This is a genomic window from Magnetospirillum sp. UT-4 (assembly GCF_902729435.1).
Taxonomy (GTDB): domain Bacteria; phylum Pseudomonadota; class Alphaproteobacteria; order Rhodospirillales; family Magnetospirillaceae; genus Magnetospirillum.
On record NZ_CACVCG010000060.1, the window covers coordinates 23,442 to 35,648 of the forward strand.

Annotated in this window: 12 protein-coding genes and 1 tRNA gene; 6 read left to right on the plus strand and 7 right to left on the minus strand. The window is 65.0% G+C overall.

Translation table 11 applies throughout. The features are described 5' to 3' along the window. The first annotated feature begins 6 nt into the window (after positions 1–6). Positions 7–2,511 (plus strand): penicillin-binding protein 1A, encoded by a 2,505-nt coding sequence (locus MTBUT4_RS10170; protein WP_173979578.1) that lies wholly within the window; start codon positions 7–9, stop codon positions 2,509–2,511. Here the strand turns inward: MTBUT4_RS10170 and MTBUT4_RS10175 are convergent. Continuing rightward, complete coding sequence (locus MTBUT4_RS10175) at positions 2,508–3,359, minus strand: hypothetical protein (RefSeq protein WP_173979579.1); 852 nt, start codon at positions 3,357–3,359, stop codon at positions 2,508–2,510. The genes MTBUT4_RS10170 and MTBUT4_RS10175 overlap by 4 nt on opposite strands. Next, complete coding sequence (locus MTBUT4_RS10180) at positions 3,322–3,519, minus strand: hypothetical protein (protein WP_173979563.1); 198 nt, start codon at positions 3,517–3,519, stop codon at positions 3,322–3,324. Before MTBUT4_RS10180 ends, MTBUT4_RS10175 begins: the two co-directional genes overlap by 38 nt. A 175-nt stretch (positions 3,520–3,694) precedes the next feature. Here MTBUT4_RS10180 and prfB point away from each other — a divergent pair, with 175 nt between their 5' ends. After that, entirely contained in the window at positions 3,695–4,813 is a 1,119-nt protein-coding gene (gene prfB, locus MTBUT4_RS10185) for a peptide chain release factor 2 (RefSeq protein ID WP_173979580.1), read from the plus strand. 83 nt (positions 4,814–4,896) lie between these two features. Then, positions 4,897–5,862, plus strand: coding sequence for a TIM44-like domain-containing protein (locus MTBUT4_RS10190; RefSeq protein WP_254434810.1), 966 nt, complete (start codon positions 4,897–4,899; stop codon positions 5,860–5,862). A 77-nt stretch (positions 5,863–5,939) separates the two neighbouring features. Here the strand turns inward: MTBUT4_RS10190 and rpoH are convergent, their stop codons facing one another. Together rpoH and MTBUT4_RS10200 are read right to left on the minus strand one after the other, a co-directional pair. Continuing rightward, a complete protein-coding gene (gene rpoH, locus MTBUT4_RS10195) occupies positions 5,940–6,821 on the minus strand; it encodes an RNA polymerase sigma factor RpoH (RefSeq protein ID WP_173979582.1) in 882 nt (293 codons plus the stop codon). 142 nt (positions 6,822–6,963) lie between these two features. After that, positions 6,964–7,941 carry an RluA family pseudouridine synthase gene (locus MTBUT4_RS10200; protein ID WP_254434811.1) on the minus strand — a complete coding sequence of 326 codons (978 nt, stop codon included), beginning with the start codon at positions 7,939–7,941 and terminating at the stop codon, positions 6,964–6,966. Positions 7,942–7,985: 44 nt separating this feature from the next. Between MTBUT4_RS10200 and MTBUT4_RS10205 the strand changes: the two genes are divergently transcribed. The 3 genes from MTBUT4_RS10205 to MTBUT4_RS10215 all read left to right on the plus strand — a co-directional run bounded on the left by MTBUT4_RS10205 (position 7,986) and on the right by MTBUT4_RS10215 (position 8,869). After that, a complete protein-coding gene (locus MTBUT4_RS10205) occupies positions 7,986–8,312 on the plus strand; it encodes a hypothetical protein (RefSeq protein WP_173979584.1) in 327 nt (108 codons plus the stop codon). After that, on the plus strand, positions 8,309–8,773 hold the full coding sequence (locus MTBUT4_RS10210) for a M67 family metallopeptidase (RefSeq protein ID WP_173979585.1): 465 nt from the start codon (positions 8,309–8,311) through the stop codon (positions 8,771–8,773). The genes MTBUT4_RS10205 and MTBUT4_RS10210 overlap by 4 nt, the downstream gene beginning before the upstream one ends. Positions 8,774–8,793: 20 nt before the next feature. After that, positions 8,794–8,869, plus strand: a tRNA-Glu gene (locus tag MTBUT4_RS10215). A gap of 716 nt (positions 8,870–9,585) precedes the next feature. Here MTBUT4_RS10215 and MTBUT4_RS10220 read toward each other — a convergent pair. From MTBUT4_RS10220 to MTBUT4_RS10230, 3 genes are all read right to left on the minus strand, one after another. Continuing rightward, complete coding sequence (locus MTBUT4_RS10220) at positions 9,586–10,149, minus strand: hypothetical protein (RefSeq protein WP_173979586.1); 564 nt, start codon at positions 10,147–10,149, stop codon at positions 9,586–9,588. A gap of 15 nt (positions 10,150–10,164) precedes the next feature. Beyond that, positions 10,165–11,313, minus strand: a complete 1,149-nt coding sequence (locus MTBUT4_RS10225) for a hypothetical protein (RefSeq protein ID WP_173979587.1) — start codon at positions 11,311–11,313, stop codon at positions 10,165–10,167. Between the two features lie 145 nt (positions 11,314–11,458). Beyond that, on the minus strand, positions 11,459–11,920 hold the full coding sequence (locus MTBUT4_RS10230; RefSeq protein ID WP_173979588.1) for a hypothetical protein: 462 nt from the start codon (positions 11,918–11,920) through the stop codon (positions 11,459–11,461). Positions 11,921–12,207 lie beyond the last annotated feature (287 nt).

Below are 12,207 nucleotides of genomic sequence, written 5' to 3' on the forward strand. Positions count from 1 at the left end.
GGGGCCATGCTTCGTATCCTCGGCATCCTGTTCAGCCTGTTCCTCCTGCTCGCCATCGCGGGCGCGGGCGGGGCAGTGTACCTGTTCTGGCACTACGGACGGGGATTGCCGGACTACCATCAGCTCGCCCATTACGAGCCGCCCATCACCACCCGCGTCTATGGCGGCGACGGCCGCCTGGTGGCCGAGTACGCGGTGGAGAAGCGGGCCTTCGTGCCGCTGTCGGTGGTGCCGCAGCGGGTCAAGGACGCCTTCCTGTCGGCCGAGGACAAGAGTTTCTACGAGCATCCCGGCGTCGATTTCGTCGGTGTCGCGCGGGCGGTGATCATCAACCTGCGCAACAAGGGCATGGGGGCCGACCGCCGTCCGGTGGGCGCCTCGACCATCACCCAGCAGGTGGCCAAGAACTTCCTGCTCACCAACGAGGTCAGCATCGAGCGCAAGATCAAGGAGGCCATCCTGGCCTTCCGCATCGAGCGCGCCTTCACCAAGGACCACATCCTCGAGCTGTACCTGAACGAGATCTACCTGGGGATGGGCAATTACGGCGTCGCCGCCGCCGCCAATTCCTATTTCTCGCGGGCGCTGGACGAGCTGACGGTGGCCGAGGCGGCCTATCTGGCGGCGCTGCCCAAGGCGCCCAACAACTACCACCCCGTCCGCCACGCCCAGGCCGCCAAGGAGCGCCGCGACTGGGTCATCGGGCGCATGCTGGAGGACGGCAAGCTGTCGCGGGCCGAATACGACCTGGCCATCGCCGAGCCGCTGGTGATGCGCGCCCGCGATTCCGGGCAGACCATCGTCGGTGCCGACTATTTCGCCGAGGACATCCGCCGCGATCTCGCCGCCCGCTTCGGCGAGGAGGTGCTGTACAAGGGCGGGCTGGTGGTGCGCTCCACCGTCGACGCCGAGCTGCAGGAACTGGCCTCGAAGGTGCTGCGCGACGGGCTGCTGTCCTATGATCGCCGCCACGGCTGGCGCGGCCCGGTCGCCCGCATCGTTCCCGGCGCCGGCTGGCCGCAGCGGCTGGCGGCGGTGCCGCCGGCCCGCGGCGCCGAGCCCTGGGTGATGGCGGCGGTGCTGGCGGTGACCGAGCAATCGGCGCAGATCGGCTTCCCCGGCGGCGAGACCGGCATCATCCCGTTCTCTGAAATGCGCTGGGCGCGCCCGGCCCTGAAGGACCAGGAGGTCGGCCCGCCGCCCAAGCGCCCGGCCGACGTGGTGCAGCCCGGCGACGTGGTGCTGGTCGAATTCGACGCCCGCACCGAGGACGGCAAGCCGCTGCCCCACGGCGCCTATGCGCTCAGGCAGATCCCGAAGATCGAGGGCGCCCTGGTGGCCATGGACCCGCACACCGGGCGCGTGCTCGCCATGGTCGGCGGCTGGTCCTATTCGAAAAGCCAGTTCAACCGCGCCACCCAGGCGCAGCGCCAGCCCGGCTCGGCGTTCAAGCCGTTCGTCTATCTGACCGCGCTGGACCACGGCTATACCCCGTCCGCGCTGATCCTCGACGCCCCCATCGCCCTGCCGCAGGGACCCGGCCTGCCCATCTGGCGGCCGAAGAATTACGGCGGCGACTTCCTGGGGCCGACCACCCTGCGCGTCGGCATCGAGAAGTCGCGCAACCTGATGACCGTGCGCCTGGCCCAGGCGGTGGGCATGGACAAGGTGTCCGACTATTCCAACCGCTTCGGCATCTACGACAACCTGCCGCGCCACCTGTCGCTGGCCCTGGGGGCGGGCGAGACCACCGTGCTGAAGCTGACCGCCGCCTATGCCATGCTGGTCAACGGCGGCAAACGGGTGACGCCGACCCTGGTCGACCGCATCCAGGACCGCCAGGGCCGCACCGTGTTCGTCCACGACAAGCGGTTCTGCGACGGCTGCTGGCCGGTGCAGTATTCCAACCAGGACATGCCGCGCCTGCCCGACATCCGCGAGCAGCTGGTCGATCCGGTCACCGCCTACCAGATGGTGTCGATCATGGAGGGCGTGGTGCAGCGCGGCACCGGCCGCACCGTCGCCGCCGTGGGCAAGCCGCTGGCCGGCAAGACCGGCACCTCCAACGACAGCTTCGACACCTGGTTCGTCGGCTTCGCGCCCGATCTGGCGGTGGGCGTGTTCGTCGGCTTCGACGAGCCGCAGAGCCTGGGCGACAAGGAGACCGGCGGCTCGGTGGCGGCGCCGGTGTTCCGCGACTTCATGGCCGGCGCGCTGAAGAACAGGCCGGCGATGCCGTTCCGGGTGCCGCCCGGGGTGCGCCTGGTCCGGGTCAACGCCACCACCGGCAAGCCGGCCATGCCGGGCGACGGCAAGGCCATCTACGAGGCGTTCAAGGCCTCGGACCGCCTGCCCGCCGACGACGAGGACGTGCTGGATGGCGAAGGCTCGGAAGGCTACAGCTTCGATCCGCTGCCGGCCGCCGGCGGCGCCTCCCACGGCCTGGTCTCGCCGGTGCCGCCGCCGCTGCCGGCCAGCGGCCCGGCGCCGGTGCCGGGGGGATTGTATTAGCTGGACTTTGGGCGTACCGCCCGAAAAATCATCAGCGGTGTAACCCCGAAAGCGAAGGCGGGCCGGCCGACGGCGTTGCGTATTCCGTCGAGCATCTGCATCACACCACTTGTTAGGCCGCTTCCCATTGCCGCAAATCCTGCGAAAGCGTCGGCAGCGCTCACATCGTGGGTATCGGGACGTGCGTCAAGCACAGCTAGCATGTGCCATTCCCCCGGAATCACTGAACTGTGCTTCAGCGCGAAATCGTCTGGAGGCATAGTCAATTTTTCAGCTGAAAGTGTCGACCAGATCAGGTCATCACCGCAGAGAAAATTCATCTGCAGCGGATGGGGAATCTTTTTTATGATTTCCGCCAAATCTTTGAAACTGGCCAGTTCGTTCCCGGTGTCCTGTCCACGGCGCCGCGACTGTCGGTTTCCGGACTGGCGGGCCTCTCGCTCCATCAGTCTGGCGATAAGATCCCACATGCTTTGAAGCATCCGAATGTCGAGCAATTGGAGTGCCCCCCGTATAAGCACGAGTTGGCCCAGTGGAGCAGTCCCTAAATCCCGGTGGAGGAAGGATAGTTCATCTAAGCGATCCAGTAGGGTGATCGGCAGTGTCCATGCCGCATCATACTGGCGTTCCAGGGTTTCCAGGGTTGATTCGCCAAAAATAGCGTTGCCGGACGCAACCAACGCTGAAGCCTTGACGCGCGCCTCGCCTTTTTCGCCGGTCTGCTGAGCCCGCTTGATTTGTGTCAACAATCCGTCGGGAAACAACTGGGCAAAATGGGAGTGAACGCGCTCGCGATCTAGGTACGTGAAATCATAGAGAAATTCGGTGATCGGTAAGGCGGGCTCCACGGTCCATATCCTCCTTGAGAGCCTTCCGGCGGCTCTCAAAGTCAACATGCAACTGCGCCGCGCCGTCAACGAGTTTTTCAACCGCCGGTCCGACGTCCTTTTCAAGCCTCGACGTAGCTTTCAACAGCGCTTTCAGGCCGTTGCGAAAATCGTCTTGCATGCGCCGTCCGTCACCATGAACCCTCTCAGGAACGATATTGGGAGGTGGCTGCATAGGTCAAGCCACATCGATAGGGCGATGGTCGGGGCGGTCCGGCCCTTTAGGAAGCGCAGTTGCGCCCGTGCCCCACTTCCCCTAAAACACCCCCTCCGATCCGTCACGAAAGGTCGAACAGTTGCGCGCCGAGATCGAAGCGCTGGCCGCCGATATCGCCAAGTCCGTCGCCCTGCTGAAGCGCCACCTGAACTGGGACGAGGCTCAGCGCCGGCTGGACGAGCTGAACGCGGCGTCCGAGGACCCCAATCTGTGGAACGACGCCGAGAAGGCGCAGGCCCTGATGCGCGAGCGGACCGGTCTGGACACCCAGATTTCCGGCTGCCGCCGGCTGGAGAGCGAGACCGCCGACCTGGTGGAGCTGATCGAGCTGGCCGATGCCGAGGGCGATGCCGCCGTCGCCGCCGACGCCGAGGCGACCTTGCGGGCGCTCAAGGACATGGCCGCCAAGATGGAACTGGAGACCCTGCTCTCGGGCGAGGCCGACCACAACGATTGCTACGTGGAAATCAACGCCGGCGCCGGCGGCACCGAATCCCAGGACTGGGCCGAGATGCTGCTGCGCATGTACACCCGCTGGGCCGAGCAGCACGGCTACAAGGTGGAATTCCTCGAGGAAAGCCCGGGCGAGGGCGCCGGCGTCAAGTCGGCGACCATCCGCGTGCTCGGCCACAACGCCTATGGCTGGCTGAAGACCGAGGCCGGGGTCCACCGCCTGGTCCGCATCTCGCCCTTCGACAGCCAGGCCCGGCGGCACACCAGCTTCTCGTCGGTGTGGGTCTATCCGGTGGTGGACGACACCATCACCATCGACATCAACGAAGGCGATTGCCGCATCGACACCTACCGGTCGTCCGGCGCCGGCGGCCAGCACGTCAACAAGACCGATTCTGCGGTGCGCATCACCCACCTGCCCACCGGCATCGCGGTGGCCTGCCAGACCGAGCGGTCGCAGCACCAGAACCGGGCGCGGGCCTGGGCCATGCTGCGCTCGCGCCTGTACGAGGCCGAGCTGCAGCGGCGCGAGGCCGCCGCCCAGGCGCTGGAGGACACCAAGAGCGACATCGGCTGGGGCCACCAGATCCGCTCCTACGTGCTGCAGCCCTACCAGATGGTCAAGGACCTGCGCACCAACGTCGAGACCTCGGACACCCAGGGGGTGCTCGACGGCGATCTCGACCTGTTCATGGCCGCCTCGCTGGCCAGCCGCATCAAGGGCGCGGAAGACAACGGCGAGTGACGCTTCCATGACCTTGGTTGAAACGGGGCCGGCCGGACCTATATGGCGGGCGCCTGCAACCTCACCGGGGAACCCCAATGCGCATGCGCCTGATTTCCGCTGTTCTCGCCGTCGTCGTCTGCTTCGCCATGGCGGCGGACGCCTGGGCCAAGGCCGGCCGGGGCTCGAGCATGGGCAGCCGCGGCTCGCGCACCTATGACCGCCCCATCGAGCGCTCCATCACCCCGCCCGCTTCGCCGTCCATGACCAATCCGGCGGCGCCGGGCGCCCAGCCCATGTACAATCCCGGCGCGGTGCGCCAGAACCCGGCCATGGCGCCGGCCGCCCCCATGGGCGCGGCGGCTCAGCCCGGCTTCTTCCAGCGCAATCCGATGATGGCCGGCATCATGGGCGGCCTGGTCGGCGCCGGCATCGGCTCCATGCTGTTCGGCCATTCGCCGGCCCTGGCCGCCGCCTCGGACGCCTCGCCCATGGCCAGCATGTTCGGCACCCTGCTGCAGCTGGCCCTGGTCGGCGGCCTGATCTATCTCGGCTTCCGTCTGTTCCGCCGCCGCCCCGCCGCGGCCCCGGCCGGCGGCGCCGTCCCCTATCATCGCGAGGCCGCCGCCCCGGTCGGCGGTGCCGATGTCCAGCGCGTCGCCAAGGAGTTCGAGCCCTCGGCCGCCGACCAGGAGGCCTTCAGCCACATCATCGCCGGCGTACAGAAGGCCTGGAGCGATGGCAACCCGGTGGCGCTGCGCAACTTCGCCACCCCCGAGGTGGTCGGCTGGATGGGCGAGGACCAGGCCCGCGACCAGTCCAACGGGGTGCGCAACGTGGTCGAGGAGGTCGAACTGCTGAAGGGCGACGTCACCGAGACCTGGCGCGACGGCGATCTGGAATACGCCACCGCCATCATCACCTTCTCGGCCAAGGACTACATGGTCCGCATCGCCGACGGCACGGTGGTCGAGGGCGACGCCACCCGCCCGGTGGAAACCACCGAGGCCTGGACCTTCGTCCGCAGCCCCGGCGGCACCTGGCTGCTGTCGGCCATCGAACAGGTCTGAGGACGGCGGCACGCGCAAAAAGGGCGCGGCACCGTCAGGTGCCGCGCCCCTTTTCTTTCATCGCCACCCACCGGTGTTCAGTGCACGCCGCCCTCGATGGCGGCGTTCTTGATGGACTTCTGCAGCTTCTCGAAGGCGCGCACCTCGATCTGGCGGACGCGTTCGCGGCTGATGCCGTAATGCTGCGACAGATCCTCCAGGGTCACCGGGTTCTCCTGCAGGCGGCGCTGGGTGAGGATGTGGCGCTCGCGCTCGTTCAGCGACTTGAGGGCCGAGGTCAGCAGCTTGCGGCGCCGCCCCAGCTCCTCGCGCTCGCCCAGTTCGGTCTCCTGGTCGTCGTGCTCGTCCACCAGCCAGTCCTGCCACTCGCCCTCGCCGTCGGCGCGCACCGGCGCGTTGAGCGAATGGTCGGGGCTGGACAGGCGGCGGTTCATGGTCACCACGTCGGATTCGGCGACGTCCAGGCGCTCGGCGATCTTGGTCACGTTCTCGGGCGACAGGTCGCCCTCCTCGATGGCCTGCATCTGGCCCTTCAACTTGCGCAGGTTGAAGAACAGCTTCTTCTGGGCGGCGGTGGTGCCCATCTTCACCAGCGACCAGGAATGCAGGATGTATTCCTGGATGGCGGCGCGAATCCACCACATGGCGTAGGTGGCCAGGCGGAAGCCGCGATCGGGATCGAAGCGCTTGACCGCCTGCATCATGCCGACGTTGCCCTCCGAGATCAGCTCGCCGATGGGCAGGCCATAGCCGCGATAGCCCATGGCGATCTTGGCGACCAGACGCAGGTGGCTGGTGACCAGCCGGTTTGCGGCGCTGAAGTCGCCGTCATCGCGGAAGCGCTTGGCCAGCTGGTATTCCTCCTCGGGAGGCAGCATGGGAAAGCGCCGGATCTCCTGCAGATAGCGCGACAGGTTGCCTTCGGGTGCCAGCGCCAGGCTGGAGGACATGGCCGTCATCTCAGTTCTCCTCTCCTCGGCGGGAATGTTCGGTCTTCCCGCGGGCACCGCGGCTCCCCTCGGGGCACGCGGCGGTCAAAGGGCTATCACATTGGCTTGGAGATGAGAATGCCACACTTTGGCAGTCAGGTATAGCGTATATTTATATGCCCTCTAAAAATCCAATCAACGCTTTGATATCAAAAGGAATAGTGCTTTCAAAGCGGAGCCTTTCCCCGCTGGTCGGGTGGTCAAACCCGAGTAGGTAGGCGTGAAGCGCCTGGCGTGGAAAGCCGGCCAAATGCCGACCTGTGTCGGAGCATAGCGTCGCCGCCCGGGGGGGACGCGAGCGCCCATAGGTCTGATCCCCCACCAGGGGGTGGCCGAGCGAGGTCATGTGGACCCGGATCTGGTGGGTGCGGCCGGTGGCCAGCCGGCATTCCACCAGACTTACCAAGCCGTGGGCGAACGACCTGATCGTCCGATAACGGGTGTGCGCGAACTTCCCGCCGCCTTTGACCAGCGCCATCTTCTTGCGGTCCTGGGTCGAGCGGCCGATGTTGCCCACCACCTCGCCTTCGGGCGGGGCCGGGCGGCCCCACACCAGGGCGACATAGGCGCGCTCGATGGAATGGGCGGCGAACTGGGCCGACAGGGCGTGGTGGGCGCGGTCGGTCTTGGCTGCCACCATCAGGCCCGAGGTGTCCTTGTCGAGGCGGTGGACGATGCCCGGCCGGCGCACCCCGCCGATGCCCGACAGGGACTCGCCGCAATGGGCCAGCAGGGCGTTGACCAGGGTGCGGTCGGGACTGCCGGGGGCAGGGTGGACCACCAGCCCGGCCGGCTTGTCGATCACGATCAGCTCGTCGTCCTCGTAGACCACCACCAGGTCCATGGCCTGGGGCTCGGGCTCGGCCGGGGCGTCGGGCGGCACCGCGACGGTGAAGTCCTGCCCGGCTTTGACCTTGGCCGAGGCGTCGGTTATGGTCGCTCCCGCCGAGGTCACAGCGCCGTCCTCGATCAGCCCCTTGACGCGGGTGCGCGACAGCTCGGGCAGCCGGGCCGACAGCCACTTGTCCAGGCGGGTCCCGGCCTCCTCGGGCAGGACCGCGGCGGGGGTCAGGATGGTGACGGCGGACATCGGCATGTTTCCTTCGGATTCCAGCCAGGATTGAATCCCACCCCATGAAAGCTATCAAGGCCCTGGTTGCGGTGATGTCCACCCTGCTGCTCGCCGGCATCGGCCTGCTGGTCTACGGGTTCTACACCAAGGCGACCCAGATGGGGGCCAAACCCGCGCCCATGGCGCAGGCGGTGCCGGCCGCCACCGCCTCGTTCGGCGAGGTGACGGTGGCGCTGCCGGCCGGAGCCAAGGTCGACCAGGTGCTGGCGGCCGGAGACCGTCTGGTGGTGCGTCTGGGCGGGCCGGGGCCGGTGCGGCTGCTGGTGTTCGATCCGGTCACCGGCAGCGCCACGGGCAGCTTCGTTCTCGCCCCGGCGGCAGCGCGATGATCCTGCAGATCGAAGCCGGCCTGCTGAAGCAGATGGCGGACGCCGCCGAGGCGGCCTTCCCGGCCGAGGCCTGCGGCCTGATCGTCGGCCGCGGCCGGGGCCAGCTGGTGCGGGTGACCCGGGTGGTGGCGGCGCCCAACCTGCTGGCCGCCGACACCGACCGCTTTGAGGTCGATCCCGCCGTGCGCCTGCGCCTGGAACGTGACCTGCGCGAGGCCGGCGGCAAGGACCGCCTGATCGGCCACTACCACTCCCACACCGACGGCACCGCCGATCCCTCGGGCACCGACCGCGCCCTGGCCTTCGAGCCCGACCTCGCCTGGGTCATCATCGGCGTGCTGGACGGCCAGACGGTGCAGACCCTGGCCCACCGCCTGGACGAGAAACGCGGCAGCTTCCGCCCGGTGCCCATCCGCACCCCGAAAAAAAACGCTTGCAAGCCCCCGCCCCATTCGGCATAAAGCGGCCTCCGCGCCCGGACGTCCCCATCGTCTAGAGGCCTAGGACACCGCCCTCTCACGGCGGCGACCGGGGTTCGAATCCCCGTGGGGACGCCAAGCGAATCAATGGGTTATGGTTCCGCCGCAGGAACTTACCCATTAATTACCCAAAATCGATGGTGGTGAGGGCTGGTCGGTGAGACCGGCTGAGACGGTGGCTTGCGCTCTGGTGAGCGCTGACGCCCGTCTGGGGCCGGCCGGTGCCCTGTGGTTTCGTGCGTTGCCGGACGCCTGGGGACTCACAGAATTTCCTCGGTATGAGCCGGGCTGAGGTCGGTGTATCGGTTCGACGAACTCCCCACCCAGGAGCTGGAACGCGGTCGGGGCCTCTCCTGTGGCAGAGATGTAAGTCGGTAGGCTCATAACCTACATTCACAGGTTCAAATCCTGTCCCCGCAACGCTTCGCCAATGTGGCTGCCCTTCAGACCCCGGCCGACTAAATCCAGACGCGACCGCATGATCACGGTGCCGTTGGTGGTTTCGGAACCGTTGGGCTACAGTAGGTGTCTGCTATGACCGAGTTGCCCTTCCACTTTGTGGTGGTCAGGGGCAGCGCGGTGGTGGCGCACAGGTCAGCTCCGCCTCCGCGCGACAGGCGCGGATACGGGGATGGCTGGCGTTTTTCGTCATCCATGATCTGCCGGACAGGGTGCGCCCTTTCGGGAGCTCAGCTCAGACATACTGCACAGATCCATTCAGATGGTACACCGACCATCAGAATGGATCTGTGCACAGTTCGTCGAATCGGCCCACTAGTCGTTTCGGCCCGCGCTTATTCGCAAGATTCCTGCTGCCGACGCCCGCCAAAGAGCATGGTGCCAATCGCACCGAAAAGGAACATGCCGGTGGTAACCAGGGTCGTGGTGGGCTTTTCTGCGGCCCACACCTGCAGCAGCGTATAAGAAACGTGCAGCATCACGCCCGACACCACGCCCATCACCACCAGGCCGATATTGACCTGCTGCTCACCGCCCTCTCGCAGGATGCGGCGGATATAAAACGAAAGCGCGATGCCAACGCCGAGTCCAAAGGCCCCCATGATGACTTTCTTCATGGTCGGCGAGATCACCATGAACGACCCCAGCAGATCGACCCAGCCGGATTGGTCCATACCGGTGCCAGCGGCAAATACCAGGCTCTGAAGATCGATATCAAATGCGAAGGTAAGGCCGAAGGCTAGCATCCCGAGAAAAAGCGCAAGCGCGCGGTTGCGACCGGCAGGGGCCTCTTCATGGGTAAATCCCCGGACGACTGTCAAGACCGCAAGGCCCAGCGCACCCGCAGACGCCATCATGAAAACGACCGCCAGAATATTAAATATAAACGTTTTGTCCATTTTCTCCCCCACCCTTTATTTAACGCTATTTATTTCAGATGATGTTGCGTCAACGGCCCGGCAAAAGCGGCCAATCGGCGATGTCGGGGTGTTGTAGTATGCTAAAAAATATTTCTTGATGCTCTCGCATGATTCCGTATTAACTAATACCGGTTTGAGCGCTCGTAAAATAGAGGCGGCTATTTTTTCCGGTGTATTAAATAAGTCTGGCTGCTGTTTGTAATGATACGGATTTTTGTCATTCATTTGATTTACTGATAGCATGGCCTCGTGCGGAAAATTCTTCACTATTTCGCCAATATTCTCAGACTCCGCTTGGAACTTTACATTTTTCACCAACTCAATCACGGGATCGGAAGCCAGTTGCTCAGCCGTGGTGGAGTGGAACATCTTCAGGTTCGTCTCGAGCAATTTGACGTCCGGGGTGCGGACGGTGATCGGAGAAATTTCGGCAATTTTAGGCGCAGCAGGCGGGGGCGGGGCTGCGGGGGGCTGCGTTAGCCTCGTCCCGGCCTCTGTCGCAATGACGGGGGGGCGCGCAGGCCCTGTATTTGGCGCGGATACATCCTCTTTTCTCCGCGCGGACACATTGAAAATGGCCGAATGATCGGAATTTGCCAAATATACGAGCCCGGCCGCGAAAATCGCACTCGATGCCAGAAAGGCCGTCGATCCGTATTTAGCGTAACTTCTATTCGGCCCGCTCGGGCCGCGATCGTCAACTCGCTTTGACATTGTAACATGCAGCGAGAAATTCCCATCCACCAGGGGAAGAGCGGACGCCCATTGCACGCGCGCCCCCGACCTCTGGAGGAAAAGACGAATGGGGAAATCCGCATCCTCCCGCCGGACGATGCCCGATGCTGGCGGCTGCGCCGACTGACCTCCGCGCCGATCGACGGGCCGGGATGCGGGAATTATTTTTGGCGCGAAGTTTTCCCCTTGGTTGTGGATGATGCGGCGGGCCGATTCGAGAAAATCCGATTGATGCAGGGTGTCCAGGCTTCCCGACGGGATCCAGAAGCCGACCAGGGTGAAGGTCGGGCGTTCCGACGTCGCCCTGAGCTTCTCAACAGCGACGCAGACTAGTATGCCGGCAAGGGGCGGAATTTCGCCGGCGGCGGTAGCAAACCTGAAATTCCACCCGGCGGCATCGGCGGCCACTTTCAGGTTCTTCCCGAATGAGGCCAGGCGTCTGGCGATGGATGCCCGGTCGGGCAGGTCGGGGGATGCAAATTTAACATCCCAATCCCGCCCTCGGGGGCCCAGGGTTTGGTTGTCGTAGATCAGATAGCTTAGAGGGGCCATTTCATTTCCCCCTCTCGCACGCGTGCCTGGCTTGGCCAAGGGCTTCCTTGATCAAGTGGTAGCTTTCCGTCAGGTGGAAGTAAGCGACTTCGGCAAAGGCCTCCCGGTCGAAATCGGGCTGGGCTACCAGCGCCAGGCATGCCTTATTCAACTTGTCCTCATGCGCCTTGGCCGCTTGGATGAGCGCGGGAATCCTATCTCTCTCGGTGCGGTGCGGGGCCGCCTTTGGCATGTGCGTGATCAGCCCCTTAATGGCGTCTCGGTGTTGGTCGCACGGTCGGCAGATAGTCTGGGGCGGCCAGTCATTGGAATTGGCGGCTTTGGCCAACGTGGCGCCGGCGTTGGCCAAATCCGTCAACGCTTCGAACACTCTGTTCGCCCGTTCCGCAGCTTCCAGAAGCGGTTTAAGATCGGGCTGACATTCCTTCGATGCGTCCTGAAATTCTTTTTCTAATTTCGGCAATGTCAGCGTGGCTACCCATTCGCTCGGATTCCCGTTGTCGAAGTATGGGGGCGCTTGCTTCTTTGGGCATTTGGCCCTCGGAGTGGCTGGTCCCGATTGGTCCTGAGGTATCGGCGTCGTAGCGGGAGCCTCCTGGCCCCATGCTTCGACGCCGGTCACGGATAGGGCGGCAACCAGTACTACGCGGAGCGAGATCACTGGGGAATCTCGCAACTACGAGGGGTGTAGCTCTCGAATTGTCGGCAATTCGTGTCGATTTGCCCGGCAATGATGTTTAGCCCGTCCTA

What these genes read in the sequence shown, in the direction of transcription:
- MTBUT4_RS10220 (WP_173979586.1), bottom strand. Translation starts at nt 10,149, where the DNA reads ATGGACAAAACGTTTATATTTAATATTCTGGCGGTCGTTTTCATGATG.
- MTBUT4_RS10210 (WP_173979585.1), top strand. Translation starts at nt 8,309, where the DNA reads ATGATCCTGCAGATCGAAGCCGGCCTGCTGAAGCAGATGGCGGACGCC.
- MTBUT4_RS10200 (WP_254434811.1), bottom strand. Translation starts at nt 7,941, where the DNA reads ATGTCCGCCGTCACCATCCTGACCCCCGCCGCGGTCCTGCCCGAGGAG.
- MTBUT4_RS10190 (WP_254434810.1), top strand. Translation starts at nt 4,897, where the DNA reads ATGCGCCTGATTTCCGCTGTTCTCGCCGTCGTCGTCTGCTTCGCCATG.
- MTBUT4_RS10205 (WP_173979584.1), top strand. Translation starts at nt 7,986, where the DNA reads ATGAAAGCTATCAAGGCCCTGGTTGCGGTGATGTCCACCCTGCTGCTC.
- MTBUT4_RS10170 (WP_173979578.1), top strand. Translation starts at nt 7, where the DNA reads ATGCTTCGTATCCTCGGCATCCTGTTCAGCCTGTTCCTCCTGCTCGCC.
- rpoH (WP_173979582.1), bottom strand. Translation starts at nt 6,821, where the DNA reads ATGACGGCCATGTCCTCCAGCCTGGCGCTGGCACCCGAAGGCAACCTG.
- MTBUT4_RS10180 (WP_173979563.1), bottom strand. Translation starts at nt 3,519, where the DNA reads ATGCAAGACGATTTTCGCAACGGCCTGAAAGCGCTGTTGAAAGCTACG.